General features: G+C 73.8%; 24 protein-coding genes and 1 pseudogene. 15 read left to right on the plus strand and 10 right to left on the minus strand.

Features of this window, described 5'->3' with window-relative positions:
- Positions 1–36 precede the first annotated feature (36 nt).
- Positions 37–549 carry an HhH-GPD-type base excision DNA repair protein gene (locus BM142_RS16505; protein WP_305764369.1) on the minus strand — a complete coding sequence of 171 codons (513 nt, stop codon included), beginning with the start codon at positions 547–549 and terminating at the stop codon, positions 37–39.
- 821 nt (positions 550–1,370) lie between these two features.
- Here BM142_RS16505 and BM142_RS16515 point away from each other — a divergent pair.
- From BM142_RS16515 to BM142_RS16525, 3 genes are all read left to right on the plus strand, one after another.
- Positions 1,371–1,694 (plus strand): hypothetical protein, encoded by a 324-nt coding sequence (locus tag BM142_RS16515; RefSeq protein ID WP_092201211.1) that lies wholly within the window; start codon positions 1,371–1,373, stop codon positions 1,692–1,694.
- A 272-nt stretch (positions 1,695–1,966) separates the two neighbouring features.
- Positions 1,967–2,167, plus strand: a complete 201-nt coding sequence (locus BM142_RS16520) for a hypothetical protein (protein WP_092201213.1) — start codon at positions 1,967–1,969, stop codon at positions 2,165–2,167.
- Positions 2,164–2,481, plus strand: a complete 318-nt coding sequence (locus BM142_RS16525; protein ID WP_092201215.1) for a type II toxin-antitoxin system PemK/MazF family toxin — start codon at positions 2,164–2,166, stop codon at positions 2,479–2,481. Before BM142_RS16520 ends, BM142_RS16525 begins: the two co-directional genes overlap by 4 nt.
- Positions 2,482–2,496: 15 nt before the next feature.
- Here BM142_RS16525 and BM142_RS16530 read toward each other — a convergent pair whose 3' ends face one another.
- Positions 2,497–2,715, minus strand: coding sequence for a hypothetical protein (locus tag BM142_RS16530; RefSeq protein ID WP_092201217.1), 219 nt, complete (start codon positions 2,713–2,715; stop codon positions 2,497–2,499).
- 98 nt (positions 2,716–2,813) lie between these two features.
- Between BM142_RS16530 and BM142_RS16535 the strand changes: the two genes are divergently transcribed.
- Positions 2,814–3,059 carry a glutaredoxin family protein gene (locus tag BM142_RS16535; protein ID WP_092201219.1) on the plus strand — a complete coding sequence of 82 codons (246 nt, stop codon included), beginning with the start codon at positions 2,814–2,816 and terminating at the stop codon, positions 3,057–3,059.
- 114 nt (positions 3,060–3,173) lie between these two features.
- On the opposite strand, the gene BM142_RS16540 is transcribed toward BM142_RS16535, so the two are convergent.
- From BM142_RS16540 to BM142_RS16550, 3 genes are all read right to left on the minus strand, one after another.
- Positions 3,174–3,428, minus strand: a complete 255-nt coding sequence (locus BM142_RS16540; protein ID WP_092201221.1) for a hypothetical protein — start codon at positions 3,426–3,428, stop codon at positions 3,174–3,176.
- 23 nt (positions 3,429–3,451) lie between these two features.
- Positions 3,452–4,270: a CPBP family intramembrane glutamic endopeptidase gene (locus tag BM142_RS16545; RefSeq protein WP_175527309.1), complete on the minus strand. Its 819-nt coding sequence runs from the start codon at positions 4,268–4,270 to the stop codon at positions 3,452–3,454.
- Positions 4,271–4,478: 208 nt separating this feature from the next.
- Positions 4,479–5,693, minus strand: a complete 1,215-nt coding sequence (locus BM142_RS16550; RefSeq protein WP_175527310.1) for a flavin-containing monooxygenase — start codon at positions 5,691–5,693, stop codon at positions 4,479–4,481.
- 135 nt (positions 5,694–5,828) lie between these two features.
- On the opposite strand from BM142_RS16550, the gene BM142_RS16555 reads away from it, so the two are divergent.
- The 5 genes from BM142_RS16555 to BM142_RS16575 all read left to right on the plus strand — a co-directional run bounded on the left by BM142_RS16555 (position 5,829) and on the right by BM142_RS16575 (position 11,406).
- Positions 5,829–6,911 (plus strand): LuxR C-terminal-related transcriptional regulator, encoded by a 1,083-nt coding sequence (locus tag BM142_RS16555; protein WP_092201227.1) that lies wholly within the window; start codon positions 5,829–5,831, stop codon positions 6,909–6,911.
- A gap of 130 nt (positions 6,912–7,041) precedes the next feature.
- Entirely contained in the window at positions 7,042–7,968 is a 927-nt protein-coding gene (locus BM142_RS16560) for an ABC transporter ATP-binding protein (protein WP_092201229.1), read from the plus strand.
- Entirely contained in the window at positions 7,965–8,810 is an 846-nt protein-coding gene (locus BM142_RS16565; protein ID WP_092201231.1) for an ABC transporter permease subunit, read from the plus strand. The genes BM142_RS16560 and BM142_RS16565 overlap by 4 nt, the downstream gene beginning before the upstream one ends.
- 140 nt (positions 8,811–8,950) lie before the next feature.
- On the plus strand, positions 8,951–10,357 hold the full coding sequence (locus tag BM142_RS16570; protein ID WP_217640755.1) for a nitroreductase/quinone reductase family protein: 1,407 nt from the start codon (positions 8,951–8,953) through the stop codon (positions 10,355–10,357).
- 152 nt (positions 10,358–10,509) lie between these two features.
- Positions 10,510–11,406, plus strand: a complete 897-nt coding sequence (locus tag BM142_RS16575) for a hypothetical protein (protein ID WP_217640756.1) — start codon at positions 10,510–10,512, stop codon at positions 11,404–11,406.
- Positions 11,407–11,471: 65 nt separating this feature from the next.
- Here the strand turns inward: BM142_RS16575 and BM142_RS24615 are convergent, their stop codons facing one another.
- Positions 11,472–11,708 (minus strand): hypothetical protein, encoded by a 237-nt coding sequence (locus tag BM142_RS24615; protein WP_175527311.1) that lies wholly within the window; start codon positions 11,706–11,708, stop codon positions 11,472–11,474.
- Positions 11,709–11,891: 183 nt separating this feature from the next.
- On the minus strand, positions 11,892–13,022 hold the full coding sequence (locus tag BM142_RS16585) for a polysaccharide deacetylase family protein (RefSeq protein ID WP_175527312.1): 1,131 nt from the start codon (positions 13,020–13,022) through the stop codon (positions 11,892–11,894).
- A 231-nt stretch (positions 13,023–13,253) separates the two neighbouring features.
- Here BM142_RS16585 and BM142_RS25685 point away from each other — a divergent pair.
- A pseudogene (locus BM142_RS25685) lies at positions 13,254–14,270 on the plus strand (PP2C family protein-serine/threonine phosphatase); the annotation flags it as partial.
- 192 nt (positions 14,271–14,462) lie between these two features.
- Here BM142_RS25685 and BM142_RS16600 read toward each other — a convergent pair.
- Entirely contained in the window at positions 14,463–15,572 is a 1,110-nt protein-coding gene (locus BM142_RS16600; RefSeq protein ID WP_254791019.1) for a major royal jelly family protein, read from the minus strand.
- Positions 15,569–17,164 carry an alpha/beta hydrolase fold domain-containing protein gene (locus BM142_RS16605; RefSeq protein WP_092201241.1) on the minus strand — a complete coding sequence of 532 codons (1,596 nt, stop codon included), beginning with the start codon at positions 17,162–17,164 and terminating at the stop codon, positions 15,569–15,571. Before BM142_RS16605 ends, BM142_RS16600 begins: the two co-directional genes overlap by 4 nt.
- 256 nt (positions 17,165–17,420) lie before the next feature.
- Here BM142_RS16605 and BM142_RS16610 point away from each other — a divergent pair, with 256 nt between their 5' ends.
- The 3 genes from BM142_RS16610 to BM142_RS16620 all read left to right on the plus strand — a co-directional run bounded on the left by BM142_RS16610 (position 17,421) and on the right by BM142_RS16620 (position 20,023).
- Positions 17,421–18,635 (plus strand): zinc-dependent alcohol dehydrogenase, encoded by a 1,215-nt coding sequence (locus BM142_RS16610; protein ID WP_092201304.1) that lies wholly within the window; start codon positions 17,421–17,423, stop codon positions 18,633–18,635.
- Positions 18,636–18,689: 54 nt separating this feature from the next.
- A complete protein-coding gene (locus BM142_RS16615; protein ID WP_092201243.1) occupies positions 18,690–18,851 on the plus strand; it encodes a zinc ribbon-containing protein in 162 nt (53 codons plus the stop codon).
- 101 nt (positions 18,852–18,952) lie between these two features.
- Entirely contained in the window at positions 18,953–20,023 is a 1,071-nt protein-coding gene (locus BM142_RS16620; protein WP_092201306.1) for a class I SAM-dependent methyltransferase, read from the plus strand.
- Between the two features lie 107 nt (positions 20,024–20,130).
- Here BM142_RS16620 and BM142_RS16625 read toward each other — a convergent pair whose 3' ends face one another.
- On the minus strand, positions 20,131–23,118 hold the full coding sequence (locus tag BM142_RS16625) for an AfsR/SARP family transcriptional regulator (RefSeq protein ID WP_092201245.1): 2,988 nt from the start codon (positions 23,116–23,118) through the stop codon (positions 20,131–20,133).
- Between the two features lie 154 nt (positions 23,119–23,272).
- Between BM142_RS16625 and BM142_RS16630 the strand changes: the two genes are divergently transcribed.
- Both BM142_RS16630 and katG read left to right on the plus strand, forming a co-directional pair.
- Positions 23,273–23,695 (plus strand): Fur family transcriptional regulator, encoded by a 423-nt coding sequence (locus BM142_RS16630; protein ID WP_092201247.1) that lies wholly within the window; start codon positions 23,273–23,275, stop codon positions 23,693–23,695.
- 47 nt (positions 23,696–23,742) lie between these two features.
- A complete protein-coding gene (gene katG, locus BM142_RS16635; protein ID WP_175527313.1) occupies positions 23,743–25,962 on the plus strand; it encodes a catalase/peroxidase HPI in 2,220 nt (739 codons plus the stop codon).
- Positions 25,963–26,002: the final 40 nt, after the last annotated feature.

Raw genomic sequence — 26,002 nt, forward strand, 5'->3', positions numbered from 1 at the left:
GTGCCACCGTCTCGCCGCCGATGCTGCCGCCGCCGGCTACTTCTGCTTCGCCGCCCGGGCCGCCTGCTTCTGCTCCTGCTTGAACGCCCGGACCTCGGTCAGCGACTCGGGGCCGGTGATGTCCGCGACGGAGCGCCGCGATCCGTCGAGCCCGTAGTCGCCGGCCGCCTCCCGCCAGCCCGGCGGCGCGACGCCGTACTGCTTGCCGAGCAGGGCGAGGAAGATCCTCGACTTCTGGGCGCCGAAGCCGGGCAGCTCGTTCAGCCGCCGCAGCAGGGTCGCGCCGTCCGGCGCATCGGCCCAGAGGTTCTCCGGACGCCCGTCGTACCGCTTCACGAGCAGCCGGCACAGCTCCTGGGTCCGGCCGGCCATGGAGCCGGGGTAGCGGTGCAGCGCGGGCGGGCCCTGGAAGACGCGGGTCAGCTCCTCGGCGTCCATCCCGGCGAGTTGCCGCGCGTCCAGGGCGTCGACGCCCAGCCGGTCGGCGAGCAGCCGGGGCGCGCCGAACGCGCGCTCCATCGGGAACTGCTGGTCTACTGGCCTCCCAATGAGCCTCCACGCCCTTAGGTCGCTCTGAACGGCGCACTATGGGGCAGCGGGAGTGCTCGCGACCGTGAGGCGACCGCGCGAGAAGACTGGGCTTCTCAGAGCGCCGAGTTGCGGGGCCTTGGCGCGTCTTCGAGAGTTCGCTTCCAAGATCACGGACTCTCGGCAGGAACGGTGCAGCAGCGATGATCCAAGGCAATGGCTGGTTCGGTGTCCTCCTGTTCTTCGTGTTCTCCGCTGTTGCGGTCTACCTGGCATACCGGACCTGGAAGAAGCGATGACCACGTCACTGGCTGGCAATGCCGTCCGCATCTACGCGGGCGCATCAGGTGGGGACGGCATACCGGTGCCGACGTGGGTTGCCATGTTGGTGGTGATTGCGGCCGTCGCAGCGATTGCGTTCGCCATCAGCCGGTGGATCCGACGCATGAGGAAGTAGGACCGGCTGCGGGCAGGTGTCTCTGAAGCCGCCTTCGGGGCGAAGGAAGGCTGCCGGGAAGTTAGTGGCTAAGCACTACGCTGGTCCAGCAGCATCCCGACCAGCAGGGCGAGCGGATCCCGGCCCAGCAGTTCGTCGGCGGCGTCGTCCTGGGCGATGCGGAGTGTCGGCACACCGAAGATCGTTGCCGCGCGGCGGGGACACCGCAATCACCTGCCGCCCGGGGCTCCCCTCGACCGCACCGAGGCCGGACGTCGTGCTCCGTGAACCGCCGCCGGGAGGACGTCCGTCCCGGCCAACCACAGGCCTTCGGCCCTCGCGGGACCCGGTGGTCGGCCACCTAGCGTAAGACTCGCCGACCCTCACTCGACCCCGAGGAGCGCCCGTGCCTACTGCACCGCATGACTACGTCGACATGTTCCTCGCGCCGGTGGCGCTGCGGATCGATCAGCGGCTCGAGCAGTTCGCGAGGCTGGATCGCGACGACTTGCACAAGCGCATCGTTCTGGAGACGAACAGCGAGGCCGACGACCGGACCCTCCGGGCGCGCGACGTGGTCGAGAGCGTGACGCATCTGCTGGATCTGCACGGGTGGAACACCAGCTGGGACGACCGCGGCCTCCGGCTGAGTCACGGCCCACACAACCTCGTCCTCGGCGCACCCCCCAACATCACCGCGTACATCGAAGAACTCCCATCGGCTGAGTAGCCCTGTCGCCGGAAACGTTCCAGCGATCAGCTGCTTCGTCGACGCATGTGCTGGTCCAGCAGCATCCCGATCAGCAGCGCGAGGGGGTTGCATCCCAGCAGGTCGTCGGCGGCGTCGTCCTGGTCGATGCGGATCGTCGGCACGCCGAAGACGGTCCCGTGTCGGGATCCTGACGCAATCGCCCGCAGCAGCAAGGAGCGACAGCCGCACGGGGTGAGCCAACCGAACGAAGGTCGTTGCACAGTAGTACAACAATTGTATAACCTCGGGGCATGACCAGGACCATCGGATTTCGTCCGACCGACGAGGACGACCGGATCATCCGCGAGGCGATGAGGGACGACGAGCGAACGGCCGACGTCATCCGCCGCGCCCTCCGCCTTCTCGACCGTGAGGCGTGGTTGGCGAGAGCACGGGCCGACGCCGAGCGGCTGGCGGACGAGGACCTGTCCGACGAGACCGACGCCTGGTGATCCGCGGGGCGGTCTACCGGGTGGACCTCGGGGAGGCCCGTCGTGGACATGAGCAACGCGGTCGGCGCTACGGCTTGGTCCTGAGCCCGACCGACATGGCTTGGCACGTCGCCACGATCGTCCCGACGTCGACCCAGGCACACCAGACCGTCTTCCGGCCCGAGATCGAGTTGGGCGGAGTTCCCACCCGGTTCCTCGCCGATCAGCTGCGCAGCATCGACGTCCGTTTCGTCCACGACGAACCCGCGTTCTTCCTCCATCGCCACGAGCTCGAGGAGGTCGAACTCGCCGTCGCCAGGTACCTGGGGCTCTGACAGCGACCCCGGCTGCTAGCGGATCCGGGCGCCGGCGAAGGCGACGCTCTCACCGCTTCGCCCATGGATGTGCTGGTCCAGCAGCATCTCGATCAGCAGCGCGAGCGGGTCGTGTCCCGGCAGATCGTCGGCGGCGGGATGCAGGGCGATGCGGACGGTCAGGGCGACCGGCTCATGCCCGGCGAACCACCATCGCAGGACCGGCTGCTCGGGACGGTGTGGGCACCTCGGCACAGCGCCCGCTCCGCATACCGGGAGCAGACTGTGCGGCGAGGCCGATCCCGACCGAGTGGCCGGCAGGAAGGGCCTCCGACGCTCAGGAAGGGTCCGCCATGGACGACGACATCCCGATCCTGTACTACCGGCCGGGCTGCCCCTACTCGACCAAGCTGCGGGCGCAGCTGACCCTGGCCCGTGTGCCCTACCGATCCGTCCGTTTCCGCGACGAGGTGGGGGCGGCCGAGGTCCGGGCGCGGCACGAGAAGGGGTACGAGCTCTCGCCCACCGTGGTCGTCGGAGGCGAGCACCTGACGAATCCCTCGGTGCGGCAGGTCCGTGAGGCGATGGCCCGTCGCTGACACGCGCGGCCGGTCCGCGCTCCCGCCAGGAGCACCCCGTCGCCACCCGGTGGCGCCCGGCGGACGCCGGGACTCCCCTCGTGCCGGCCCTCGTCGCAGGGGCAGGGTGCCGCATCAGTTCCGTTCGGCCGGGGGGTCGGCGTCCTCGACGGTTGCCGGACGTCTCCCCTCCTGCTCCCGCCGGCGCCTCGTCGTCCACGACAGGCCCGCGGGGACGAGCAGCACGAACCAGACCGCGGGCCCGACCAGGATCGCCAGCACCTCGCCGAACCGGCCGCTGCCGGACAGCAGGATCCCCAGGGCGACGACCGTGCCGCCCCACACGGTGACGGCTCCGACCAGGTAGACGACGGTGCTGCGCCGGTCCACTGCGCTCCCTCGCTGCTGCCGGGTCAGCGACCGGCGATGCGGCCGGCGTCGGCCGCCTGATCGGCCACCGGGACCGGGCGGTGATCGAAGCCGAGCCGGCCGCGGGTCAGCACGACCAGGGCGACGGCCGCCAGCACGAGCACGCCGAGGATGGAGGCGTCGACCACGAGGCTGTCGTCGACCAGGACCAGGTGATCCAGCGACGGCGTGAAGGCACCGTGCAGGGCGACGCACAGGAGCAGGCTGCCGGTGCGGTTCCACAGCCACGTGTAGAAGACGGCGAACAGCATCGGTCCGACGAAGCCGATGCCGTAGATCGGCAGGTGCCACAGCCCCCAGATCAGCGCGAGCAGGGCCGTGGCGGCCAGGGGTGAGTGGCGGGCCTGCAGCCGGTCGAGCGCGAAGCCCCGCCAGCCGGGCTCCTCCTGCCCCCCGCCGACGAGCGCCACCACGACGAAGGTGCCGATCCAGGACCCGGCCGCCGCACCGAGCCGGTCCAGGTGCACCTGCTCGCCCAGCAGCGCCAGCACGACGTTCACCGATAGGAACAGCGCGACCGGCAGCCCGAGGGCGTAGACCCAGTAGCGCGCCGGTACCCGCCAGCGCAGCAGCGGCTGGAGCCAGCCGCGCACCGAGCCCCCCGACCAGCGGACGACGAGCCCGGCCGCGACCGCCGGGCCGAACGCGCCCGCCGCCAGCAGCACCGTTCCCGCGGGCCCTCCGACCCCGAGCACTGCCGGTGCCCACAGCAGCCAGGAGATGCCGTAAGCCAGCAGCACGAAGGTCAGCAGCGGACGTGCGCTCGCCGCGGTACGGACACCGGCGCTCCGCGTCGCGCTCATCCCCGGGCCGCCGGCGCCGGGCGCCCGATGTGCGGGTGGGCGCGCACCAGACGCACGCGACATCCGGTCATGCGGGCTCCTCGGTTCTCGACCACGGCTGCGACGCTGCCGGTCACCCGTGCGGCCCCACATGGGCGAACGGCCGTGCCGGTGAGGACCTCGGTCGGTGGTCCGGGATCCGTGGGGTCTCGGCCCGGAGGTGCCGTGGTCACGCGGCGCGCGAGCGGTGCACGAGCCACCGGATGGACTCTTCCTCCTCGTCCCGCTCCCGGTACTCGCGGGCGATCGCGGCCGCCGCGCGGCGGGCGCGCTGACCCGCGGCGGCGAGCAGTCCCGGCCGCATCCCGAAGTTGACGAACCGGAGCCCGGGCAGCGCCGCCTCCTCGTCCTGTGCCACCGGCAGCCCGTCGTCGTCGAGCACGTCGAGGTCGCCCAGCAACGGCTCCAGGCCGGGGCGGAGTCCGGTCGCGGCGATGACGGCGTCGACCTGCAGGACGCTGCCGTCGGCCAGGTGCACGCCGTCGCGGTCGAAGCGGTCGACCGCGGCCACCACCGGGATCCGGCCGGACCGCAGGTCGTCGACGACCCCGCGGTCGACGATGGCCGGACCGGCGTCGTGCGGCCGACGCTGACGGGTGAAGGGCCCCTCCTCCGGTGCGGGCAGGCCGACGTCGGCGAGGTCGCCGATGGTGAGCCGCTGCAGCGGTCGCACGGCGGCGTCGGCCACCCGTGGCGGCAGCCGGCGCAGCAGGTGGACCGCCGGATCACCGGGCATCCCGGCCACCGACCGGGGCAGGATGTTCGGCGGTGTGCGCACCGACAGCCGGACGCTGCGGGCGCCACCGTGCGCCAGGTCGTGCGCGATCTCCAGCCCCGACGAACCGGCGCCGGCGACGAGCACGTCGCATCCGGCGAACGGAGCCGGGTCGGCGTACTCGGTCGAGTGGACGACGCGGATCGAGGATGCGTCCGCGTTCCACTCCGACGGCACGGTGCCGCGGGCCAGCAGCCCGGTGGCGACGACGACCTCTCCGGTGCGCCAGTCGCCGTGGTCGGTGACGACCCGCCACTGGCCCGCGTCGTCGCTCACCTGCTGCACGTGCACGCCGGTGCGGACGTCGAGACCGGCGGTGGCGGGGTAGGACTCGAGGTAGGCGATCACGTCGTCCCGGCCGGGGAAGGTGCCGCTGCTCCGGGGGATCGGCATTCCGGGCAGCCCGGAGAACGCCCGGCCGCTGTTCAGCCGGAGCCCGCGGTAGCGGCGGCGCCACGCCGCACCGACGGCGTGCCCCTGCTCGAGGACCACCGCCGGCACCCCGCGGCGGCCGAGGGCGGCGGCGGTGGCCAGACCGGTCGGCCCGGCTCCGATCACCACGACCGGCAGCGTCTCCTCGGATCCGGTGCGTGCTGTGTCGTTCCTCATCGTGGACACATCTCCCCTCGGTTCCGGTCCCATCGTGCGGCTGGACGGCCGGTGGGACCCACCCCCTGCCCGGGGGGTCTTCCGCGGTGCACCGGCGGGTTCGACAGCCCGGCGGAGGAGGCGGACAGTGGCGGGATGGGCACCGGTCCCGCTGCCGCCCGGACCGCCGCGGAACGCGCGGTGGCCCGCCGCTGCTCGCGGGTCCTGCCGCCGGAGGACCTGCTCGACGAGGTGGCCGGCGTCGTGCGCCGGGGACTGCCCTACGTGGCCGCCGGGTGGATGCTCAGCGACCCGGCGACCGGGCTGGCCACCACGGTGCACGGGGAGCGGGTGGACCCGGACGTCCAGCGCCGGCTGATCGAGCACGAGCGGACGACGCCGGACCTGAACTCGTTCGCCGCACTGGCCCACCGCCGATCACCGGTCGGTCGGTTGTCCGCGGAGACCGGCGGGCGGCTGGCCGACAGCGCCCGGCACCGCGAGCTCTACTCGCCGCTCGGCCTGGGGGACGAGATCCGCGGGGTGTTCCGCGCCGGCGGGAACTGCTGGGGGCAGGTCTGCCTGACCCGCCCGGCCGGAGCGCCGTGGTTCACCGCCGCGGAAGAGCGGTCGCTCGCGCGCGTCGCGGCGGCGCTGGGCGGCGGACTGCGGCAGGCGCACGCGCTGGCGCGGGCCTGCCCGGAGCCCGGCGACCCGGACGGCCCGGCGGTACTCCTGGTGACGGACGACGGCCGGGTGACCGGCTGCAGCGATGCCGCCCGGCAGCTGCTCGCCGAACTCCCGGACGACGGGACGCCGCTCCCGGGCGTGGTGCACGAGGTGGCCTCGCTGGCGCGTGCACTCGAGGCGACCGGCACGGGGCCACCCGCCAAGGCGCGGGTCAGGGGTCGCGCGGGGCGCTACCTCGTCGTCCGTGCCGGCGTACTCGGTGGCGGGGGCACGACCGGTGCACTCGTCGCGGTCCTGCTGGAGCCCGCGCGACAGAGCGACCTGGCCCCGCTGGTGCTGGCCTCGGCGGCCCTCACGGCGCGGGAGCGGGAGGTGGCCGGTCTGCTCGCCGGCGGAACCCCGGAGGCGGAGATCGCACGGCGGCTCTGGCTGTCGCCGCACACCGTGCACGGCTACGCGAAGGCTGTCTTCGCCAAGCTCGGTGTCGGCAGCCGGGTCGAGCTGAGCGCCCTCCTCGGCGGGGCTCCGGAGCCCGCTCCGGCCGGCTGAGCCCCACGCCGGTCGGCGTCCGTCGCCCAGGAGCACGACCGGCCCGGGTCAGGGCATCCACGAAGGTCCCCCACTGCCGGGGACGACCCGCCCTGGTCCCCCGCCGCACGGTCGGACAGCGTGGGCGCACATGATCGAGGCCCACGAACTGACGAAACGCTACGGGCACACCACGGCGGTGGACGCCGCCTCCTTCACGGTGCGACCGGGGACGGTGACCGGCTTCCTCGGCCCGAACGGCGCGGGCAAGTCGACGACGATGCGCATGATCGTCGGGCTGGACAGGCCCAGCTCCGGCGAGGTCACCGTCAACGGCCGGCCCTACGCCGAGCACCGTCGACCGCTGGCCGAGGTCGGGATCCTCCTCGACGCGCGGGCGGTGCACACCGGACGCAGCGCGCGGCAGCACCTGCGGGCCATGGCCGCCACCCACGGGATCTCCGCTCGTCGCGTCACCGAGGTCGTCGAGATGACCGGGCTGCAGAGCGTCGCCGGCAGGCGGGTCGGGGGCTACTCGCTCGGCATGGGTCAGCGGCTGGGCATGGCCGCCGCGCTGCTCGGGGACCCGCGGACGCTGATCCTCGACGAGCCGGTCAACGGCCTGGACCCGGAGGGCGTGAAATGGGTGCGCACCATGGTGCGCCGGCTCGCGGCGGAGGGCCGCACGGTGTTCATCTCCTCGCACCTGATGAGCGAGATGGCCCAGACGGCCGATCACCTGCTGGTGATCGGCCGCGGCCGGATCATCGCCGCCGGCGCGGTGCAGGAGATCATCGACGCCACCACGACGGCCACGGTGCTGGTCCGGTCACCGAGGGCCGGGGAACTCGCGGAGCTGCTCACGGCCTCCGGCGGCACCGCGACACCCGCCGCCGACGGCCGGCTGGAGGTGCGCGGGCTCGGCAGCGAGCAGATCGGCGACGCAGCGGCCCGATCGGGGATCCCGCTGCACGAGCTGACTCCTGTCCGGGCGTCGCTGGAGGACGCCTTCCTGTCCCTGACCCACGACGAGGTGGTCTACCGCTCGGAGCCCGCCCCGGAAGGAGCCTCCCGATGAGCACCGCCGTCACTGCGGCGACCGCGACCGCCACCGAGCAGCAGGTCGCCGTCTCCCCCGTGACCTTCCCCCGGGTGCTGCACTCGGAGTGGATCAAGCTGTGGAGCCTGCGCTCGACCTACTGGTCGGTGGTGGCCACCGTGCTCGCCATGGTGCTGATCGCGACGGTCATGGCCCTGGCTGCAGCCGTCGGCGCCGCCGGGGCGGACGATGCGCCGGGCGGGGAGGCAGCCATCGGGCTGGGGTACACCTTCGCCCAGGTCGTCGTGGCCGTCCTCGGCGCGCTGATGATCACCGGGGAGTACTCGACGGGCATGATCCGTTCCTCCCTGGCCGCGGCCCCGCGGCGGACCCCGGTGCTCGCCGCCAAGGCGGTGCTCATCGCCGCCGTGGGATTCCTGCTGGGTGTCCTCGGTGTCGCGCTGGCCTACCTGGTCACCCTCCCGGTGCTCGGCGGCCAGGACGCCGCCGACCTCGCCGATCCGGAGGTTCAGCGCATCTTCTGGGGCACCGGGCTCTACCTGGCCGGGGTCGGCCTGCTGGGCCTGGGCCTCGGGGCCCTCATCCGGCACACGGCCGGCGCCATCACCGCGGCACTCGGCGTCCTCCTGCTGCTGTCCACCGTCGTCCAGCTGCTGATGCTGACCTCGGACTGGTTCACCGGTGTCTACCCGTACCTGCCGTCCACCGCGGGAGAGCGCATCGCCTCGCCGGAGGTCACCGCGGCGGTCGATGGGGGGCCGGTGGTGCTCGCGCCATGGACCGGGTTCGCCGTCTTCATGGCCTACGTGGCCGTCACCCTCATCGGTGCGGCGGTGTCGCTGCGCCGGAGGGACGCCTGACCGGTTCCCCGGGACGATGGTCGGTCACCCGAGGAACCCTCCGGCCCTCCCGGTCCGGGAGGCCGCCGGGGACCGTTCCGTACGGCTGACCGATGCCGGCGGGGCCCTCGGGCCTCGTGGCCCGATGGAGGGAACGCACCGTGACCTGCACCGTGGGATACCCGGAACGGACGCCGGACCGCTGGCCGCCACCGCGGGGACGACGAGGCCCCCTCCAGGTCGCCGACGACGTCCACGTCGTCACGCTGGGCCGCGGCTTCCCCGCCTCGAACGTCTACCTGGTCCGCTCCCGGGAGGCGTGGGCGCTGATCGACGCGGGATGGGCCGGCGACGCAGACACGATCCGGCGGACGGCCGAGTCGCTGTTCGGCCCGGGTGCGCGTCCCGCGGCGATCCTGCTCACCCACATCCATCCCGACCACTCGGCGGCCGCCGGGGAGCTCGCCAGGTCGTGGGACGTGCCGGTCCACGTCCACCCCGTCGAGCTGCCGATGGCAGCCGGGAAGTACCTCCCCGAGTTTGACATGCCGCTGGACCACTGGGTCGTCATGCCGATCATGCGTCTGCTGCCGGCCAGGACCCGCTCCCGGATCGAGGCCGTCGGTGACATCACCGACGTCGCCCGCGCCCTCCCGCCCGGAGGTGTCGTACCCGGGCTGCCGGACTGGGAGTGGATCGCCGCCCCGGGGCACACTCCCGGTTCCGTCGCCTATCTCCGCCGGCGCGACGGCGTGCTGGTCTCCGGCGACGCCGTCCTCACCGTGGACTCGAACTCGGTCCCCGGGGTGCTGTCCGGCCGCCGGCGGCTGGCCGGGCCACCCTGGTACTCGACGTGGGACCGGCGCGCGGCTCGGGAGTCCATCGCTGCGCTGGCCGCCCTGGAACCCCGCGTGCTGGCGCCGGGGCACGGGTATCCGCTCGCGGTCGGCGCGACGGAGGCGTTGCGGGCCTTCGCCGACGACGGACGCAGTCGTCTGCGGCGAAGGATGGACCGACTGCTGGTCCCGGTCGGCGATCCACGCGCGGAGCGCTACCGGCCACCACCACCGCTGTATGCACGGCTCCAGTGGCTGGGGCACGCGCTGACCGCACTGGGGCTGAGCCCGGGCTACGTGGTGACCCTCGAGGTGCCCGGCCGCCACACCGGCGTGCTCCGGCGCACCAACCTGGTGCGGGCGGAGCACGCCGGTCAGGACTACCTGGTGTCCCTCACCGGCGAGTCGGAGTGGGTGCGCAACGTCCGTGCGGCCCGCGGTCGGGTCGTGCTGGCCCGCCGCGGTCGTCGCCGGGAGGTGACGCTGGTCGAGGTGCCGCCCCCCGACCGTGCGCCGGTGATCCGCTCCTACGTGCTGCGGGCGGGACGACGCCGGGGCAGCAGCACGGTCGGCCGCGAGGCCCGGGCGTTCTTCGGCGTCGGACCGGACCTCGCCGTGGAGGAGATCGCCACCGTGGCCGACCGGTTCCCGACCTTCCGGGTGGTGCCGGACACGGCGGAGGCGACGATCCCGAGCCTCCGGGCCGGCCGACGGGTGGACCCGGTCGGGTGAGTAGGCCACCCACGGAGGGAGGTGAGCGGCCCGGCATCGAGCGGGTCCTGGCTCGCACCAGGGAGCCCCGGCGCGCCCCGCGGCCCGCCGGACCTGCCGGTCCGGGACGATCGGCCCTCCCGGGCGGCCGCCGAGCCGGGGACCGTGCGGTCATGCCCCCTCACGATCGGCGTCCGTCACAGGATCCGGCGGACGCGGGTGCGCGCCCGCCGGCTGGGAGCGACGCACCGGGAGACGTCGGGGTAGCGCCGGGAAGCGGTCCGGCGCAGCCCCACCCCGCGCTGGGCGCTGCGCTCAACCTGTTCCGGTTCCACCAGGAACACGAGCGGTTCTACGCCGCCTCACCGCTGGAGAGCGCCCTGCGGCTCCAGCGCCACGAACGGGCACTGCTGGCCCTGGCCGACCGGTGGACCACCGCAGAGCCGTCCTCCCGTACGGCGCTGAGTCCGTACGAGGGCGCCGACGACCTCAACAGCGAGGCCGCGACCGCCCTCGACGGCATCCTCTTCCTGGAAGGGGAAGGCCGCCCGGCGGAAGTGAGCGCGATGATCGCCGACCTGCGTGCCGACGCGGACCGCTTCGCGGCCAGCGGTGAGTGGTTGGCCGCCGCGATGCAGGCGTCGTGGGCCGCGACCGCAGCGTTGCTGGAGCTCGAGGAGCTGGCCGACGTGATGGGCGAACGGCACCGGATCATCAGCAACGACTGGTTGTCCGCGCACATGCAATCCCTGATCTCGCACCTGCTCGGTCGGGCCGGCGACATGCTCGAAGGCATCGACTTCCGCCCGGCCGCGCTGCGCGCGGACCTCGCGGGCACCCGCGCCGTCCCCCGCCGGCTGTACGCGGCCACCGAGGTGATCTCGCGCGCGGCCGACCTGTGCTGCGAGTCGGCCGCGCTCGTGCACGACAACCAGCGCCGCTGGCGCGTCTGCCAGGAGCGGGTGGAGCAGGTGGTGGCAGCCGTGAGCACCGACCGCGGGCCGGAGTCGGCGGGCGGTCGCAGCGCACCAGCCGGCGGTGGACCGACCGGGACGCCGGGCCGCGGGTGACGGACCACCGGGCTGTGCCCGGTGAGCCCGCCCTCCGCCCGGCAGTTCCGCGGCGGCCGAACCGCCTACTGCATGCCGCCTGCGCCGCCCCCACCGCCGCCGCCCAGCCCGTGGGCGATGATGGCGGCCTTCGTCACCCGGTCGTCCGGCGGCAGGTCGTTGGGGTTGGCCCCGTACACCCCCTCCGTGTCGGCAGCCGAGTGCCGGACCCAGCCACCGAAGCGCCACACCGCTCGGAACGGTGCTCCGCTGAGCCGGCCGGCCCTGCGCATCGCCGACCGCACATTCCCTCCTGCACCCATCGCTCGTCCTCCTCGTCCACCGGTGCGGACCCACGTTCGTCGCGGGCGAGGTCGAGCGCCAGGGACGAAGGTTCCCGCGCGCGGAGACCTTGCGCGCGGGCGAGCGGTGGCAGCGGGTCGTCCGGTCCCCCCGCGGCGGGAGGTCCGGTTCCTGCATCGGCGGGACCGTCCCGGAACCGGCAGTCAGCCGCCGGGGATGGTCAGCCGCTGCCCCACCCGGATCAGACCGGGATCGGGCCCGATCGTCGCCCGGTTGGCGGCGTAGATCTCCCGCCAGCTCACGTCGTGTCCGGCCGCGATCGAGGCGAGCGTGTCCCCCGGCCGGACGACGTAGGCGGTGCTGGCGCCGCCGCCCGCGCCGCCGCCCGGATCGCCGCCCGCACCGGGGATGGCCAGCCGCTGCCCCACCCGGATGAGACCCGGGTCGGGCCCGATGGTCGCCCGGTTCGCGGCGTAGATGTCCCGCCAGCTCGTGTCGTGGCCGGCCGCGATCGAGGCGAGCGTGTCCCCCGGCCGGACGACGTAGGCGCCCCCTGAGCCCCCGCCACCGCTCGATCCCCGTCCCAGCGGGTCGGTGAAGGTGTACCCGCGGGAGGCGTAGAAGGCGATGATGTCGTCGAGCGCGGCCACGGTGTTCTGCCGGTAGCCGCCACCGTCGTGCATCAGCACGATGGGGTGCGCGCTGCCCGGCGAGGTGGCGCGGGCGACGATCTGCTGCTGGAACGACGGACTCCAGCCCGACGGAGTCGACCAGTCCCGGGTGTCGATCGACCAGTCCACGACCGTCATGCCGCGCTCCCACGCAGGTCCGGCGATCGCGGCGCTGTGGTGGATGCCGTACGGGCCTCGGAAGAAGCACGGACCCGTGCCGGTCGCATCGACGATCGCCCGCGTCGTCCGGTCGATCTCGGTCGCCCGCCCCGCCGCGGAGAGCCGGCTGAGGTCCGGGTGCGACCAGGTGTGGTTCCCGATCGCGTGCCCCTCGGCGGCGATCCGCCGCACCAGGTCCGGATGGCGGGCGGCCTGGTCCCCGCGCACGAAGAACGTGGCCCGGACGCCGTGGGACCGCAGCACGTCGAGGACGGCCGGCGTGTTCTCCGGCCACGGCCCGTCGTCGAAGGTCAGCGCCACGGTGCGCTCCGCCGTGGCCGGCGTGGTGTCCAGGACCGCGCGGACCGGGTCGGGGCAGTCGGCCGCCCGTGCGACCTGGCCACCGAGCACCGGGCCGGTGCTGAGCGTCACCACCGCGGCGAGCACCGTGGCCAGCCGCGCGCCCTGTCGTCGTCCGTCCGTCGTGCCACCGATCGCGCGCATGGGACCGCCCCCGCGTCTCGAGACCATCGTGCTGACCACGCAGGGCCGATCGTCGCGCAGTTCCGACCGCGGCTCACCGGCATCGACGCGACGTCACGGAACCGTCATCGGACCGCGCGGTACTGGAGCTGCCCGGGACCGGTTGCGCCCGTTCCGGCACGGGACCGGGCCCGGCTGCCTACTGTCCTCCTCGTGCCTGAACCCAGCGGAGCGGAACCCAGTCGGCTCGAGGTGATCGCGGCCCAGCTGGACGCGGTCATCGACAGCGCGCCTCTCGGCATCGGACTGTTCGACGAGGAGGTCCGGCACGTGCGGGTCAACCCGGTGCTCGAGGACATGAACGGCCTTCCGGCCGGGGAGCTGCTGGGCCGGACGCCGGCCGAGCTGCATCCCGGGATCGGTGACGAGGCCGAGGTGCTCTACCGCGAGGTGCTGCGCTCCGGCCGGCCGCGGCGGGACGTCCTGATGACCGGCGCGGTGGGCAGCCGGCCGGGGGACGTCCGCCACTGGAACGCGAGTTTCTTCCCCGTGTCGCACGACGGTCAGGTCATCGGGTTGTGCGTGGTCGTGGACGACGTGACCACCGAGCACCGTCTCGCCGAGGCACTCGCCGCGTCGGAGGAGCGCCACCGCCGGCTCGCCGAGGACCTGCAGACCAGCCTCCTGCCGCCCGACGTGCCGCAACCCCGAGGGGCGGAGCTGGCGGCCGCGTACCGGCCGGGCGGGACGGTGGCCACCGTCGGCGGGGACTTCTACGACCTCGTCGAGATCGACGACTCCTCCTGGCTGCTGGTCATCGGCGACGTCGAGGGCAGCGGGCCGGTCGCCGCCTCGATCACCGCCGCCGTCCGCTACGCCGTCCGGGCAGCGGCCATGCACACGTCCGACCCCGCGGACGTGCTGCGCACGGCCAACGCCGTCCTGGTCCGGCAGGGCACGCCGAACGGTACGTGCACGGTCGCCTGCGTCCTCGCGCGACGGGTCGGGGACCGGATCGACCTGCGCGCCGCCTCCGCCGGCCACCCGCTCCCGCTGGTCGTCCGCGGGGACACCGGAGCCGTCGAGGAGGTGGGCACGCCCGGTGCGCTGCTGGGCAGCCTGCCGGAGATCCAGCTGCCGGTGGCGGACACGACGCTCACGCCCGGCGACCTCCTGGTCCTCTACACCGACGGGATCACCGAGGCGCGCTACCGGACCGGTGAGGGCGGCCTCGCGCTGTTCGGCGAGGAACGGCTGCGGTCGCTGCTCGCCGCGGCGCCGGAGCCGGTGCCGCGGACGTCGCCACGATGCTGGAGACGGCGGTCATGCAGTTCCAGTCCGGCCGCCCGGCCGACGACCTCGCCGTCCTCGTGCTCCGTGCCACCGGGGAGGGCTGAGCCCGTCGGCCGACACGGGCCGGGCCGCGCCGGTGCGGACGCGGGCGGACCGGCCGCGTCCGGATCAGCGGAGCCGGACCGGCCCCGCGCCGATCGGCGTCCGGAAGAGGACGTACGGCTGTCGCCGCTCGTCCACTCCCCCGCGGTACCTGTCCTGCCGGTACAGCTGGTTGGCCGTGACGTAGAGGAAGCCGTCCGCGGCGACCGACATCGTGTCCGGCCACAGCAGGCGCGGGTCGTGGACCACGGTCTGCCAACTCCCGTCCGGCAGGCGGCGGTGGATCGCGTCGTGCTCCCCGTCGGTGACGTAGAGCCGGCCCCGGTCGTCGGTCTCCAGGCCGTCGCTGATGCAGCCCTTGTCGCCCTCGTCCTGAACGGTGGCGGCGACGGCCTCGTCGTCCTGCGCGCGGTCGGCGAGCGCGTCGACCGACGCGCTGTACCAGCGCCGCCCGGCGAGGGGGCAGTAGTACAGCCGGCTCCCGTCGGCGGCGATCGCGATGCCGTCGGCGCCCATCCTGACCGGGGAGATCTCCCCGTCGGGCGAGCGCTCCACGAACTCGACGCCTTCGACCACCATCCGCAGGTCGGGCGGGACCGTCGCCTTGGTGGTCGGGTGCTCGTGCAGCCGGCGCCACGACTCCCCCGACGCCAGGTCGACGACGACGATCCCGTTCGGCCCCTGGTCGGAGGAGTCGGTGATGAACGCGACCCCGCCGTCCCCCCGTCGCAGGTCGAACCGGACGTCGTTGAGGTAGGTCGTCGGCAACGCCACGTCGGCCGGGAACAGGATCGTCGCGACCACCTCGTCGGTGGTCAGGTCGACGCAGACCAGCTTGGGGCCGCCGTGCTCGGTCGGCCGGAACATCGGGCTGCCGGTGTCGAGGATCCACAGCCGGTCGGCCGGGTCGACGACGACGCTCTGCACCGACACCAGCCGCTCGGGGTCGGCGTCGGAGCGGTTGTCGTTGAGCTCCTGCGACGGGTAGGCGACCTCCCGGCCGTCCCGCAGCTCGGCCACCGTGAACCCGACGTCGTCGCCCCACTTCGGATAGCAGACGAAGACCCGCCCGCCGTGCGACACGGTCACGCCGGTGGGCATGGCACGGTTGAACTGGTGGACCACCTCCAGGTCGCCCACCGTCTCGTCGACGGCCAGCCGGAGCGCCGCCGTCACCGGGACGAACCGCCCACCGGTGCCGCGCCGACCGTGGTCGGCACGGCCCCGAACGCGCGGGTGAAGTGCGCGGCCGCCTCCTGCTGGGCCTGCTCCGCCTCGTCGAGGACGGCGGCGGCACCGAAGAACTCGTGCATGACGCCGTCGTAGTGGCGGTGCGTGGTCTCGACGCCGGCGGCGGCGAGGTCGTCGGCGAACTGCTGCCCCTGGCTGCGCAGCGGATCGCGTTCCGCGGTGACGACCAGGGTGGGCGGCATCGACGCCAGCTGGTCGCGCGACCAGCCGAGCAGGTCCACCCGCGGATCCTCGGCACCGCCCGGGACGCCCTCGAAGGCGTGCATCGCCATCCAGCTGATCAGTGCGCGGTTGGCCGGCCGGGCATCGGCCGCGTCCTCCATGGACTCGCCGAACTGCTGCCCGGTCGTGAGCGGGTAGACGCACACGGCCGCAGCCGGCAGCGGTTCCGCTGCCCGCACCAGCTGCAGCACGGTGGCCGCGGTCATCGTGCCGCCGACCGATTCACCGCCGATGCCGATCCGGAGCGGGTCGCCACCGATCTGGGGGGCGTGCTGCACGACCCAGCGGTACGCGGCGAGGACGTCGTCGTGCGCGGCGGGGAACACCGCCTCGGGCGCCCTGCGGTACTCGGGACTGACCACCATCGCGCCGGTCTTGTTGGCCAGGCCGCGGCAGGAGGCGTCGTAGGTGTCGATGTCGAAGAGCACCCACCCGCCACCGTGGATCCACATGATCACGGGGAGCGGTTCGGAGCCCGCCTCGAGCGGCCGGTAGACCCGCATCCGCATCTGCCCGCCGGCGGCGTCGGGGACGACGATGTCCTCCACCGAACCGACCTCCTCGGGGCCGTCGATGCCCCGGTCGGCCATCACCTTCCGGACCGCGTCGTCGGGACCGGGCTGCCTGCGCGCCTGGTCGGGTTCGAGGATCTCGAAGGGCAGCGGGCCCAGCGCGGAGTGCGCATCGACGACGGCCTGCGCCTGGGGCGTGAGCAGGCCGGAGGCGTCGGTGGCCATCTCCTTCTGCTTGCCGGACAGCAGGTCGCGGACGTGGTCCAGGGGTTTGGCGAGCATGCCGGCGACCCGCTCGGCGATGCCCTCGTCGGGGGCGTGCGGGTGCGGCCGGGTGGGCGCCATGCGCTTGGCGGCCAGGAACTCCCGGCCCAGCCGCGCCATGCGCCCGGCGCCGGCCTTCTCCCGGAACTCCGGCAGCTCGTCCTGCTCCTCGTCGTCCACGTGGTGGCGGACGACGCCGATCAGGTTCTGGAGCGCCTCCTCGAACTCGTCCTCACCGGGTTCGGTCCGGCCGAGGGTCACCAGCAGCTCCTTGATCTGCTGGTGCTCGTGCTCGGCGTCGTCGTGCTCGTCGGTCATCCCGATCTCCGGCCAGATCGGGTACAGCACGGTCTCCTCCGCGAAGGCGTGCAGCGCGAGCTGGAAGGAGATCTGGTCCACGAGCACCCGCCGGTTCCCTCGCCCGGCCTCGAGGTGCTGGAACTGGCGGTCGACGGCGGCGTGGTCGTCGGCGATCAGGTGGTCGATGTCGCCGGGCTGGGTCGGGTAGGACAAGGCCATGGGGCCCTCCTGGGCGAGAGGAGGTGGAGCGCCTGGGTTCGACGGTCCTCGCGCCCTACCCGGCGCCCTCGGAGGTACACCCGCCGCCGCCGCGTCACCGCGCTCCGGCCGGTCCGCCCGCGGGACACCCCCGCGCGGGCCGCGTAGGTGCCGTGGGCAGGGGTAGGAGGCGGTCCTGCCCCGCCGGCGAGCACGTCGGAGGAGGGCGGCGAGCGCTCCAGAGACGTCCGGGCGACTCGTGGACGAGAGGACCAGCATGAAGGCAGTCGTGTGGCACGGCGTCGGCGACATCCGGCTCGACGACGTCCCCGACCCCACCATCCAGGACCCGACCGACGCGATCGTCGAGATCACCGCGAGCGCCATCTGCGGCACCGACCTGCACTTCGTGCGCGGCACGATGGCGGGCATGGTCGAGGGCACGATCCTCGGCCACGAGGCGCTCGGCGTCGTGCGCGAGGTCGGACCCGGCGTCCGCAACCTCCGCACCGGCGACCGCGTGGTGGTCCCGTCCACCGTCGCCTGCGGCACCTGTTCCTACTGCCGGGCCGGCTACTACGCCCAGTGCGACAACGCCAACCCCAACGGGCCCGCGGCCGGCACCTGCTTCTTCGGCGGCCCGCAGACCACCGGGCCGGTCGACGGTCTGCAGGCCCAGTACGCCCGCATCCCGTTCGCCAACGTCGGCCCGGTCTGGCTGCCGGAGGAGGTCGGCGACGACGCGGCGATCATGCTCTCCGACATCTACCCCACGGCATGGTTCGGCGCCCGGCTGGCCGAGGTGGGCGACGGGGACACCGTGCTCGTGCTCGGCGCCGGACCGGTCGGCCAGTTCGCCGTCACCAGCGCCTTCCAGCAGGGCGCCGGGCGGGTCCTCGTCGTCGACGGCATCCCGAGCCGGCTGGACCAGGCCCGTTCCCGCGGCGCCGAAGCCATCGACTTCAACGCCGAGGACCCGGTCGCCGTCGTCCAGGAGCTGACCGGCGGGATCGGCGTCGACCGGGTGATCGACGCGGTCGGCGTCGACGCGCAGCGGCCGAAGAGCGGACCGGCCGCCGAGGCCGCGCAGGAGCAGGCCGACCAGTTCGAGCAGGAGCGCTCCCAGGTGGCTCCCGAGCAGGACCCGCACGGGCACACGTGGGTACCGGGTGATGCGCCGAGCCAGTCGTTGCAGTGGGCGGTCCAGGCCGTCGCCAAGGCCGGGAGCATCGGCATCATCGGCGTCTACCCGCCGCAGATGACCAGCTTCCCGACCGGCGCGGCGATGAACAAGAACCTGACCGTGAAGATGGGCAACTGCAACCACCGGCGCTACATCCCGCACCTGCTGGAGCTGGTGCGCACCGGCGCGATCGACCCGTCCACGGTGCTGACCCAGGTCGACGACATGCCGTCGGTCCTCGAGGCCTACGAGACCTTCGACCAGCGGCAGACCGGCTGGACCAAGGTCGCCCTCGACCCCTCGCCCTGACCCCCACCACCCACCGACGACGCGGCCGTCCGCGTGCCGCACGAGGAGGTACCCATGGCCGCCCATGCGGGCGAGAAGGCGCAGAAGACCGGCGACTTCTACTGCGCCCACTGCAGCGAGAAGGTGCACGTGACGCAGGGCGACGAGATCCCACCGTGCCCGAACGGTCACAAGACGTTCGAGACCCACCGGAACGAGCCGGGCACCAAGAGCTGACCCGGACCTGGGGGTGCCCTCTCGACAGGTGCACGACAGCGGGATGACAGCCGGCGGAGCGAGTGTCGGCCATCAGCTGTCGACACCGAGGGGTGAACCGGATGTCCATCGACGAACGGAAGGTCGAGCAGTTCCTGGGGCAGGTGGTCGGTGATCTCGGCGCCACGGTCTCGACGGCCCTGGCGCACATCGGTGATCGTCTCGGTCTGTACCGGGCGATGGCCGGCGCCGGTCCGCTGACGCCGGCGGAGCTGGCCGCACGCACCGGCGTGCACGAGCGCTATCTCCAGGAGTGGCTGGCCAACCAGGCGGCCGGCGGGTACGTCGGCTACGAGCCCGCGCGCGGCACCTACGAGCTCCCGGCGGAGCACGCCCTGGTCCTCGTGGACGCGGGCAGCCCCGTCCTCCTGGCCCCCGGCTTCGCGCAGATGGCGGCGGTCTGGGCGGTCGAGGAGAGGCTCGAGGCGGCGTTCCGCTCGGGCGGCGGCGTCGGCTGGCACGAACAGGACCCGGGGCTCTTCGGATCGACGGAGGCGATCTTCGCACCCGCCTACCGGGCGCACCTCGTCGACAGCTGGATCCCCGCGCTCGACGGAGTCCAGGCCAGGCTGCGGCAGGGCGGGCACGTCGCCGACGTCGGCTGCGGCCACGGTGCGTCGACGATCCTGCTCGCCGAGGCCTTCCCGACCGCCACCTTCACCGGCTTCGACTACCACGACGCGTCCGTCGAGGTGGCCCGGCGGCGTGCTGCCGACGCCGGACTCGGGGACGGCGGCCGGATCGGTTTCGAGGTCGCCGACGCCGGCGGCTACCCGGCCCCCGAGGGGGGCTACGACCTGATCTGCTTCTTCGACGCGCTGCACGACTTCGGCGACGCGGTGGGCGCCGCCGCCCACGCGCGGGAGTCCCTCGCCGAGGACGGCACCGTGCTGCTCGTCGAGATCCGGTCCGGCGACCGGACCGAGGACAACCTGAACCCGCTGGGCCGGCTCGGCTACGGCATGTCCACCGTCGTCTGCGTGCCCAACGCGCTCGCCCAGGAGGGCCGCTACGCGCTGGGCGGACAGGCCGGAGCCGCGGCGATCGGGGAGATCGTCGGGAAGGCCGGTTTCACCCGCTTCCGCACCGTCGCCGACGCCGCGATCCACCGGGTGTTCGAGGCCCGGCCGTAGGCCCGGAGAGGAGTCCGGAACCCACGTCGGAGGAGGGGACGCATCTCGAGGACCACGCCGAGGGCATCTCCTGCGGACGGTTCCTCACCGTCGTCCGGTCCGGAAGGCTAGGCCGGGACGCCGACCAGGAGGTCTCCGATCACCTCCCGCGCGAAGCCGACCGCGTCCTCGTCGCTCATGCACCGACCCCGCGCGTCGGCGGCCGCGAAGGCCTGCTCACCCAGGGTGCGGCGCAGCGCGGCGGCCGTGTGCCGCAGCCGCTCGGCGTCCCCGCCGAAGGGCGGGGCGCCGGTGGACGCGGTCCGCACCGCACCGTGGAGGACCGCTGCGGCCTCGTGCGCTCCGGCGCGCTCGAACAGCACCAGGAGGTTGTGCACCGCGGTCCACAGGTGGACCCAGTCACCGCAGCGCCGCCAGGAGTCGATGATCTCCCGGAAGGAGGCGAGGGCCTCCTCGGGCGATCCGTGCCGCGCCTGCAGGGCGGCGACGGAGACCTGGGTCACCCCGACGACGAACCGGTTGCCGACGGACCGGGCGGTCTGGATGGCCTGGCGGAACGCCGCCAGCGCCACCTCCGGCGCGGCGTCCAGCCGGATCTCCCCCTCCAGATAGCTGAACCCCGCGCGCAGGGTCGGGGTGCCCGCCCTGCCGGCCACGCGCCACCCGGTGCCGAGCCGTTCGGCGGCGGCCTCGGCCCGCCCGCCGTAGGCGGCCGCGTGGATGCGGTAGAGGTGTCCCAGCGCCTCGAAGTAGGGGTCCGCGGCCGAGGCGGCGCGGTCCTGGAGCTCCTGCCCGCGCCGCTCGGTGTCGTCCAGCCGGCCCTGGTAGAGGGCGACCTCCGCGAGCAGCTGGGTCGCACGCAGGACCAGACGTTCGTCCGTCGCCGCGGCGAGCACGCGGGCCCCGGCCTCCAGTGCCCGGTCGAGCGCGCCCCGCTGCATGTGGCCGACCGCTGCCGTGAGCAGCGCGGCCGGGAAGAAGGGGTGGGCCGACGCGCCCGGCAGCTCGAGCGCCCGCTCCGACCACCCGTGCACCTCCGGCCGGAGCCGGTAGTAGCCGTAGTCGCACAGCAGCCCCGGCAACCGCAGCGCCACGTCCAGCTGCCCGGATGCGCAGGCCCGGTGCTGCGCGACGCGGATGTTCGCGAACTCCGTGTCGAGCAGCCGCACCCACCGTCCCTCGTCGGGACCGTGCAGGCCGTCGGCGGCCCGCACCGCCAGGGACGTGCAGTGCTCGGCGTGCCGGCGGGTCCAGGTGTCCAGCTCCCCCCGTTTCCCGAGGTGGGCCTCCCCGTGGGCGCGCAGGCTCTCCAGCAGGCGGTAGCGCGCGTTCCTCCCCGAGCGGTCGACGGAGACCAGGCAGTGGTCGACCAGCTCGGCCACCCGGTCGGCGACCGCGTCGGCGGGCACGGCGCCGCCGGCGCAGACACGGGCCGCCGCGTCGGCGGAGAACCCGCCGGCGAAGACCGCCAGGCGGTCGAACACCTGCCGTGCCGCCACGGGCAGCAGGTCGTAGGACCAGTCCAGGGCAGCCTGCAGGCTCCGGTGGCGGGGCGGACCGGTGCCGGGCCCCTCGGTCAGCAGGTCGAACCGGTGGTCGAGCCGGCCGGCGATGTCGGCCGGCGTCATCGAGCGTGTCCGCGCGGCCGCCAGCTCGATGGCCAGGGGCAGGCCGTCGAGCCGCCGGCAGATCTCGGCGACGGCGGCCCGGTCGGCGCCGGTCCACCGGACGGTCGGGTCGACCCGCTCCGCCCGGTCGCGGAACAGCTCCACCGCGCCGCCGTCCCCCGGCGCGAGGCCCAGCGGCCGGACCGGCCAGACCTGACCGGCAGCGAGGTCGAGGGGCTGGCGGCTGGTGGCCAGCACGTCGACCCCCGGGCAGCTCTCCAGGATCCGCTGCACCAGTCCGGAGGCACCGCGCCGCACGTGCTCGCAGTTGTCGAGCACGAGGAGCAGCCGCTGTCGGCGCAGGAGCTCGACCAGGCCGGCGAGGCTCCCCCGCCCGGACGGCAGCACCCCGAGCGCCGTCGACACCACCTCCGGGACCGCCTCCGGGGTGGCGGCACCCACCAGGTCGCACCACACCACGCCGTCGGCGTGGTCCCCGGCCGGCTCCCGCGCGACGCGGCGGGCGAGTCGGCTCTTGCCCACCCCGCCGACCCCGGTGAGGACCACGACGCGCCGGGCCCGGAGCGCCTCCACGACGCCCCGGACGTCCGCCTCGCGGCCGATGGGCGTGGTCAGCTCCTCGGGGAGCGCGGGTCGTTCCGCCCGGTCGGCTCCCGACGCCGCGCCGTCCTCCGGGGAGACCGGCCACGGGAGGTGCTCGACCTGCTGCAGGATCCGCTGCTCCAGCGTCCGCAGGGCCGGCGAGGGCTCCACCCCGAGCTCGTCGACCAGCCTGCCGCGCAGCTCGCGGTAGGCGGCGAGCGCCTCCGCCTGCCGGCCGGATCGGTACAGCGCCACCATCTGCTGGCCGCGGAGCCGCTCCCGGAAGGGATGGCGGGTGATCGGCAGCTCCAGTTCGGCCACCACCTCGGGGGCGCGGCCCAGGCGCAGCATCGCGTCGGCGCGCAGCTCCCACGCCGTCGCGCGCAGCTCCTCCAGACGAGCCGCCTCGGCGATCGCCCGCTCGTGCTCGATCTCCGGCAGGGGCGTGCCCCGCCACAGGCGGAGGGCCGCCCGGGTGAGCTCGACCGCGGCCTCCGGTGTCGCGGCAGCGCGCGCCTCGCCGACCAGGCGCTCGAAGCGGCCGGCATCGACCATGTCGCCGTCGGCGAGCAGCGCGTAGCCCGGAGGGCGGGTGACCACCAGCTCTGCCGCCCGCTGCCCGCCGTGGTCGTGGAGCACCCTCCGCAGCCGGGAGACGTGCGTGTGGACGGCACCGGCCGGGTCATCCGGTGGGCGAGCGGCCCACAGGATCTCGGCCAGCCGGTCCGAGGGCACGAGCACACCGACGTCCATCAGCAGGGCCGCCAGCAGGCTGCGCTGCTTGGGACTGCGCAGCGGCACCTCGCCGCCGCCGACCTCCAGGCGCAGCGGTCCGAGGATCCCGAACCGTGGCGCGGGTCCACCAGGACGCGGCTGCACGCTCATCGCCCCGACGACCGTACCGGTCCTACGTCGCTGCCGACGGCGGTGCGCGCGTCCCCCGTCGGCAGCGACCGAGTGCGGCGGGCGGGTCTCCGGCTGCCGATCGGGCGGCCGCCGTTTCTTGACTCTTTCAAGGGAAGCGCGCGAGGATGGGTCCGTGCCCGGCCCCACCGAACTCGAGCGGAACCTGCGTGCCGCGGGTCTGCGGGTCACCCGGCCCCGCCTGGCGGTGCTGGACGCCGTGCACGCGCACCCGCACCTCGACACCGAGGCGCTGATCGCTGCCGCGCGCACCCGCCTGGACGCGATCTCCCACCAGGCGGTCTACGACGTCCTGCGGGTGCTCACCGACACCGGCCTCGTGCGCCGCATCCAGCCGCAGGGGTCGGCCGCCCGGTACGAGGCGCGCGTGGGCGACAACCACCACCACCTGGTGTGCCGCGACTGCGGCGCCATCGTCGACGTCGACTGCGCCGTCGGCGAGGCACCGTGCCTCACCCCCTCCGACCACGCCGGCTTCACCGTCGACGAGGCCGAGGTCGTCTTCTGGGGCCGGTGCCCCGGGTGCACGGCCGCCTGACCGCCCGACCACTCCCCTCCCCCGCCCGACGCCCAGAGAGGTTCGACGTGACCGACGAGACCGACAAGGTCCAGACCGACAGCACCAGCGAGAGCGAGAACCCGGCGATCCCCTCGCCGACCTCCCACACGTCCGGCCGCCCGCGCAGCAACCGGGACTGGTGGCCCAACCAGGTCGACCTGGGCGTGCTCAACAGGCCCGCGAAGGACTCCGACCCGCTGGGCGCCGACTTCGACTACAAGGCCGAGTTCGCGAAGCTCGACGTCGAGGAGCTCAAGCGCGACGTGGTCGAGGTCATGCGCACCTCGCAGGACTGGTGGCCGGCCGACTGGGGCCACTACGGCCCACTGTTCATCCGCATGTCGTGGCACGCCGCCGGCACCTACCGGATCGCCGACGGCCGCGGTGGTGGGGGCGCCGGCGAGCAGCGCTTCGCGCCGCTGAACAGCTGGCCGGACAACGCCAGCCTCGACAAGGCCCGCCGCCTGCTCCTCCCGATCAAGCAGAAGTACGGCCGGAAGCTCTCCTGGGCCGACCTGCTCGTGCTCGCCGGCAACGTGGCCCACGACGACATGGGCCTCCCGACCTTCGGCTTCGCCTTCGGCCGCGAGGACGTCTGGCAGCCCGAGGAGGTCTTCTGGGGCCCGGAGGACACCTGGCTCGGCGACGAGCGCTACGCGGGCGACGACCCGCTCGACCTGGACGAGGGCCCGCTCGCGAACGTGACGATGGGCCTGATCTACGTCAACCCGGAGGGACCCAAGGGGCAGCCCGACCCGCTCGGCTCGGGCCACGACATCAAGGTGACCTTCCGCCGGATGGGCATGACCGACGAGGAGACCGTCGCGCTGATCGCCGGCGGCCACACCTTCGGCAAGACGCACGGCAACGGCAACCCCGAGCTCCTCGGCCCGGAGCCCGAGGGCTGCCCGGTGCACGGCAACGGACTCGGCTGGGCCAACCCGAACGGCACGGGCAAGGGCGCCGACACGATCACCAGCGGTCTCGAGGGCGCCTGGACCCCGACGCCCACCACGTGGGACAACACCTACTGGGAGACCCTCTTCGGCTGGGACTGGGAGCTGGTCACGAGCCCGGCCGGCGCCAAGCAGTGGCAGCCGAAGAACCCCGAGGCGCAGGAGCTCGTGCCCGACGCGCACATCGCGGGCAAGAAGAACCCGCCGATGATGTCCACCGCCGACATGGCTCTCCGGATGGACCCGGAGCTGCGCGCCTACGCCGAGCGGTTCCGGGACGACCCGGAGTACTTCGCCGACTCCTACGCCCGCGCCTGGTTCAAGCTGCTGCACCGTGACATGGGCCCGAAGAGCCGCTACCTCGGCCCCGACGTGCCGGCCGAGGACCTCATCTGGCAGGACCCGGTCCCGGCGGTCGACCACGAGCTCGTCGGCGACGCCGAGATCGCCGACCTGAAGCAGCGGCTGCTCTCCGCCGGGCCGACCGTGTCGCAGCTGGTGCACACCGCGTGGTCGGCGGCCGCGTCCTACCGCGGCACCGACAAGCGCGGTGGCGCCAACGGCGCCCGCCTGCGGCTGCAGCCGCAGATCGACTGGGCGGCCAACGCGGGTGTGCAGGACGTGCTGCCCGTGCTGGAGCGGGTGAAGGGCGAGTTCGAGCAGCAGACCGGCAAGAAGGTCTCGCTGGCCGACCTCATCGTGCTCGGCGGCACCGCGGCGGTCGAGAAGGCCGCCGCCGACGCCGGCGTGCAGGTCACCGTCCCCTTCCACCCGGGACGCACCGACGCGTCGCAGGAGCAGACCGACGTCGACAACTTCCGCTGGCTCGAGACGCGGGCCGACGGCTTCCGCAACTGGATCGCCCCCGGCACGAAGATCGCCCCGGAGACGCTGCTCGTCGACAAGGCCTACATGCTCGAGCTGACGCCGAAGGAGATGACCGTGCTCGTCGGCGGCCTGCGCGTGCTGGGCGCCACCACCGGCGGCGTGCCGCACGGCGTCCTCACCGACCGCCCGGGCGTGCTGTCGACGGACTTCTTCCGCAACCTGCTCGACCTCGGCGTCTCGTGGCGCACGTCGGCCGACACCGAGGGCGTCTACGAGGGGGTGGACGCCGCCGGCAGCGTCGTCCGCACCGCCACCGCGGCCGACCTGGTGTTCAACTCGAACTCGATCCTGCGCGGCATCGTCGAGGTCTACTCGGCCGACGACGCGAAGGAGAAGTTCGTGCGGGACTTCGCCGACGCCTGGGTCAAGGTGATGGAGCTCGACCGCTTCGACCTGCGGTAGGCAGCAACCAACCCCGGACGCCCCGGCCCGCCTCGTGCGG

The sequence above is a fragment of the Blastococcus tunisiensis genome (assembly GCF_900112815.1).
GTDB lineage: Bacteria > Actinomycetota > Actinomycetes > Mycobacteriales > Geodermatophilaceae > Blastococcus_B > Blastococcus_B tunisiensis.

Bases quoted from the DNA above. Each gene is read 5' to 3' on its own strand.
- BM142_RS16520 (WP_092201213.1), top strand. From the start codon at position 1,967: ATGACCAGGACCATCGGATTTCGTCCGACCGACGAGGACGACCGGATC.
- BM142_RS16535 (WP_092201219.1), top strand. From the start codon at position 2,814: ATGGACGACGACATCCCGATCCTGTACTACCGGCCGGGCTGCCCCTAC.
- BM142_RS16545 (WP_175527309.1), bottom strand. From the start codon at position 4,270: ATGAGCGCGACGCGGAGCGCCGGTGTCCGTACCGCGGCGAGCGCACGT.
- BM142_RS16550 (WP_175527310.1), bottom strand. From the start codon at position 5,693: ATGAGGAACGACACAGCACGCACCGGATCCGAGGAGACGCTGCCGGTC.
- BM142_RS16555 (WP_092201227.1), top strand. From the start codon at position 5,829: ATGGGCACCGGTCCCGCTGCCGCCCGGACCGCCGCGGAACGCGCGGTG.
- BM142_RS16560 (WP_092201229.1), top strand. From the start codon at position 7,042: ATGATCGAGGCCCACGAACTGACGAAACGCTACGGGCACACCACGGCG.
- BM142_RS16565 (WP_092201231.1), top strand. From the start codon at position 7,965: ATGAGCACCGCCGTCACTGCGGCGACCGCGACCGCCACCGAGCAGCAG.
- BM142_RS16575 (WP_217640756.1), top strand. From the start codon at position 10,510: ATGCCCCCTCACGATCGGCGTCCGTCACAGGATCCGGCGGACGCGGGT.
- BM142_RS24615 (WP_175527311.1), bottom strand. From the start codon at position 11,708: ATGGGTGCAGGAGGGAATGTGCGGTCGGCGATGCGCAGGGCCGGCCGG.
- BM142_RS16585 (WP_175527312.1), bottom strand. From the start codon at position 13,022: ATGCGCGCGATCGGTGGCACGACGGACGGACGACGACAGGGCGCGCGG.
- BM142_RS16605 (WP_092201241.1), bottom strand. From the start codon at position 17,164: ATGGCCTTGTCCTACCCGACCCAGCCCGGCGACATCGACCACCTGATC.
- BM142_RS16610 (WP_092201304.1), top strand. From the start codon at position 17,421: ATGAAGGCAGTCGTGTGGCACGGCGTCGGCGACATCCGGCTCGACGAC.
- BM142_RS16615 (WP_092201243.1), top strand. From the start codon at position 18,690: ATGGCCGCCCATGCGGGCGAGAAGGCGCAGAAGACCGGCGACTTCTAC.
- BM142_RS16620 (WP_092201306.1), top strand. From the start codon at position 18,953: ATGTCCATCGACGAACGGAAGGTCGAGCAGTTCCTGGGGCAGGTGGTC.
- BM142_RS16625 (WP_092201245.1), bottom strand. From the start codon at position 23,118: ATGAGCGTGCAGCCGCGTCCTGGTGGACCCGCGCCACGGTTCGGGATC.